This is a genomic window from Pseudoflavonifractor sp. 60 (assembly GCF_009911645.1).
Classification (GTDB): Bacteria; Bacillota; Clostridia; order Oscillospirales; family Oscillospiraceae; genus Lawsonibacter.
The window spans coordinates 1-3,644 of sequence record NZ_QWKI01000067.1 but is presented as its reverse complement, the minus strand read 5'-3'; the positions used below and the strand labels follow the sequence as shown (position 1 = coordinate 3,644).

The 3,644-nt window shown below is 56.9% G+C and carries 4 protein-coding genes; all 4 read left to right on the top strand.

What is annotated here, in order from left to right; genetic code table 11:
- Nucleotides 1–197: 197 nt before the first annotated feature.
- The 4 genes from mobQ to D1646_RS07875 all read left to right on the top strand — a co-directional run bounded on the left by mobQ (nucleotide 198) and on the right by D1646_RS07875 (nucleotide 3,557).
- Nucleotides 198–1,664, top strand: a complete 1,467-nt coding sequence (gene mobQ, locus D1646_RS07890) for a MobQ family relaxase (protein ID WP_201754597.1) — start codon at nucleotides 198–200, stop codon at nucleotides 1,662–1,664.
- Between the two features lie 21 nt (nucleotides 1,665–1,685).
- Nucleotides 1,686–2,006 carry a DeoR family transcriptional regulator gene (locus D1646_RS07885; RefSeq protein WP_243154078.1) on the top strand — a complete coding sequence of 107 codons (321 nt, stop codon included), beginning with the start codon at nucleotides 1,686–1,688 and terminating at the stop codon, nucleotides 2,004–2,006.
- 11 nt (nucleotides 2,007–2,017) lie between these two features.
- Nucleotides 2,018–2,878 carry a ParB N-terminal domain-containing protein gene (locus D1646_RS07880; RefSeq protein ID WP_160635939.1) on the top strand — a complete coding sequence of 287 codons (861 nt, stop codon included), beginning with the start codon at nucleotides 2,018–2,020 and terminating at the stop codon, nucleotides 2,876–2,878.
- Nucleotides 2,879–3,218: 340 nt separating this feature from the next.
- Entirely contained in the window at nucleotides 3,219–3,557 is a 339-nt protein-coding gene (locus tag D1646_RS07875) for a cysteine-rich VLP domain-containing protein (RefSeq protein WP_160635940.1), read from the top strand.
- Nucleotides 3,558–3,644: the final 87 nt, after the last annotated feature.

Below are 3,644 nucleotides of genomic sequence, written 5' to 3'. Positions count from 1 at the left end.
CGGGGACGAGGGATAGTCCGTCATTTATGACGGCGCACTTATACACCGTTCCGGTGTCGTGCGCCCTGCCGGGGGCTGTTGCGTCCTTGTGGACGCGATGGGGAGCTACACTCCCCAAACCCCTTGTGCGCCAGCAAAAACGAAACATCCGCTTTGCGTCTGTTCCGTTTCCACTGGCCTATAACCCCCACCGCTGACTGCGGAGGAAGGAGGAAAATCATATAGCGATTTTTCACTGTCCCATTCAAATCATCAAGCGGAGTGTAGGCCGTTCGACTGTCGCTGCCGCCGCCTACCGGAGCGGCGAACGGCTGACTAATGAGTGGGACGGAAAAACCCACGACTACACGCATAAGCCCGGTGTTGTCCATACGGAAATCATGCTGCCCGCTCACGCCCCGCCGGAGTTCCAAGACCGCTCCACGCTCTGGAACTCTGTGGAGCAAATCGAGAAAGCCAGCGATGCCCAGCTTGCCCGTGAAATCGAAGTTGCCCTTCCCGTGGAGTTGTCCAGGACGGAGCAGTTGGCCCTTGTCCGGTCATTCGTCAAAGATAACTTTGTGGCGGAGGGGATGTGCGCCGATTTTGCCCTCCATGACAAGGGTGACGGCAATCCCCATGCTCATATTCTGCTGACCATTCGACCATTGAAACCGGACGGACGCTGGGGGCCAAAGTGCCGCAAGGTTTATGACCTGGACAGCAAGGGCAACCGCATCCCGGACGGCAAAGGCGGCTGGAAGAATCACCGAGAGGACACGACCGATTGGAACAATCGGGATAACGCTGAAAAGTGGCGGGCGGCATGGGCCGCTTATGCCAATCGTGCGTTAGAAGCGGCAGGCCGACCGGAGCGCATAGATCACCGCAGCTACGAGCGGCAAGGTATTGATAAAATTCCTTCCATCCACATGGGCGTTGCTGCCAGTCAGATGGAGCGGAAGGGCATCCAGACGGAGAAAGGGAACGTCAACCGCCAGATTGCCGCAGATAACAAATTGCTAAAGGAACTCAAAGCCCGCATCACCCGGATTTACAACTGGACGAAGGAGCAGGCCCAGGCCGAACAGCCCCAGGACGGCGGTAGTCTTGTGACCCGGCTTTATGAAGCCCAGGCGGAGGTCAACAGGAACAAAGCCCGCTACCGTTCCGGCAGGATCAAGGCCCTCCAGGAGAACGCGAAGCTGCTGGCATTTTTGCAGGGCAACGGCATCACGTCTATGCAGGAACTTTATGAAAAGGTTACTGCCATGAACAAGGATTATTACGATCTCCGAGGTCAGATTGTCAAGGCCGAGCGCCGCCTCGCCGTCCTGGATGAACGGCTGGAAATGTGCGCTCAGTACGACAGGTGTAAAGCCGTCCGCCAGAAGCTGGACAAGGTGAAGCCCCGCAAGCGTGAGCAGTACCAGCAGGAACATAGAGCCGAGTTAGCCGGCTTTGAAGCCGCAGAGCGTTTTCTGAAAGATTTGAAAGCGTCCGGCGAAGCGATCACGCCCAAGGCATGGCGGGCCGAGGCCGCGAGGCTGACCATGCAGAAGGATGCAGATTATCAGAAAATGCGGGATATGCGGGATGAAATCAAAGCGGTGGAGGCCCTGCGTAAGACCGCTGACCGTCTGGCCCACGAGGGACAACACCAGCAGAAGGAAAATGAACGATAAATTTATCAGGAGGTTACGAAAATGGATATGAACCCGTGGGAGCGCCGCCAAAAGATTTTGGAGGTCTTGTGCCTCCGGCGGCAGGATACTTACAGAAATCTGGCGCATGAGTTTAACGTCAGTACCGGCACAATTCGCCGTGACATTGTGGTGCTGACCTGCTCCTACCCGGTTGAAACCGTCAAGGGCCATCATGGCGGTGTCAGAGTGGCGGAGTGGTTTCACCTGGACCGTAGGGCGCTGAACTCTGCGGAGATCACATTTCTCCGCAGGCTGGGGGAATCCTTGGACGGCCCCGACCTGGAAATGCTCAACCGGATTATCGCCACATTTTCGCATTAAGGGGAATCGCCATGCGAATGAAAATTAGCGAAATCAAAATCAATCCGGGGCGGCGGGACACCCAGCAGAGGAACGTGGAAGAACTGGCCCGGAGCATTGCCGCCGTGGGCCTGATGAACCCAATCACCGTCACCCAGGACAACACACTCATTGCGGGGCTTCACCGTTTGGAGGCGGTGAAGCTGCTGGGCTGGACGGAGATCGAGTGCGTTGTCAGTAAAGCGGACGGTCTGCAAGCGGAGTTGGCCGAGATTGACGAGAACTTTGTCCGAGCGGGCCTGTCCCACCGTGAGTTGGGCGATCTGCTTCTGCGCCGGAAGGAACTCTATGAAGCCATCCACCCGGAGACACGCCAGGGCCAGCGAAATGGGCAGACGGCTAAAAACGCAAATTCTTCGCTTTTAGAAACAAAGTCCTTTGCCCAGGACACCGCCGACAAGCTGGGCGTGAGCAAGCGCACCGTGGAGCAGCTTGTCCAGACCGCCCGCGACTTGACCCCGGAGGCAAAGAAAACCATTCGGGACGCTGGCGATAAGATCACCAAGGGGGCTGCGCTGAAAATTTCCAGACTGCCCCCTGACCAGCAGGAGGAAGCCGCTGCCGTTCTGACCATAGCGCCGCCCGCCAAGAAGAAACCCGACACCGCCGATCTGGAATTGCTGTTGAAGGAGTTTAAGGCCAATGCCCAGCGTTTCATTTCCGGTATGGCGATTTTTGACCGTCAGGCGGATAGTTTCGCCCGTATGTCCTATATGCAGAGTGATGAGCTTTGGAACAGTGCCGTGGCTGTCACGGACGTTATTCGGGCATTTTCCAAGAAAGTGAATCACATCAAAGACGAATTGCAAGGAGAGCGTACCAATGAAAACTGACTACGTCACCGGCGGCTCCACCCTGCCGCCCTACATGGCTTATCCCCGGTTCCTGTTGGGCATGAATATTCGGCTGACCGCAAAGGAAATTTATGCGATCATGCTGGATATGATGCTGAACTCCGAGGACGCGCAAACCGACAAGCGCGGACGGCGCTATCTGGCGTTCTACAACAAGACCATCGCGGAGATCATTGACCGTACCCCCAGCACCGTGGCGCAGTCCCTCCGGGAGTTGGAGGACGTGGGGCTGGTGGAGAAGAAGCTGATAGCCCTTCACACCCCCCTATCACATCTACATCAAGTTACCGGCAGGAGAGAACGAGCCGTGATTGTCCACATGAACTACCAACAGTACCGCACCGCCCGGAGGCTGGTACATAGCTGTTGCAACTACGACTGCGGGAACTGTCTGTTGTTAGACAATGGCGAGGAATGTGTCTGCCCGCAGAGCATCACCTACTCACTGATCTGCAAATGGTTCCGTGCTGCTGTCCTGCCGCTGGACGCTGGCCTGTGCGCTGCCCTGCTGTACCGTGACCGCATGAAGCCCTGTGCCATCTGTGGCGGATACTTTCTCCCCAATTCCAACAGGGCGAAATACTGCCCGGAGTGTGCCGAGCAGGAGCGGCGGCGAAAGACCCGTGACCGGGTACGTCGCCATAGGGCTGATATGTAACGCTTTAGGCCCGAAAAAGCCCTTGATTTGCAAGGCTTTCCGGGGGCGGCTCGATAGGAGGCTGATACATTCCCTATCCAGCACCCT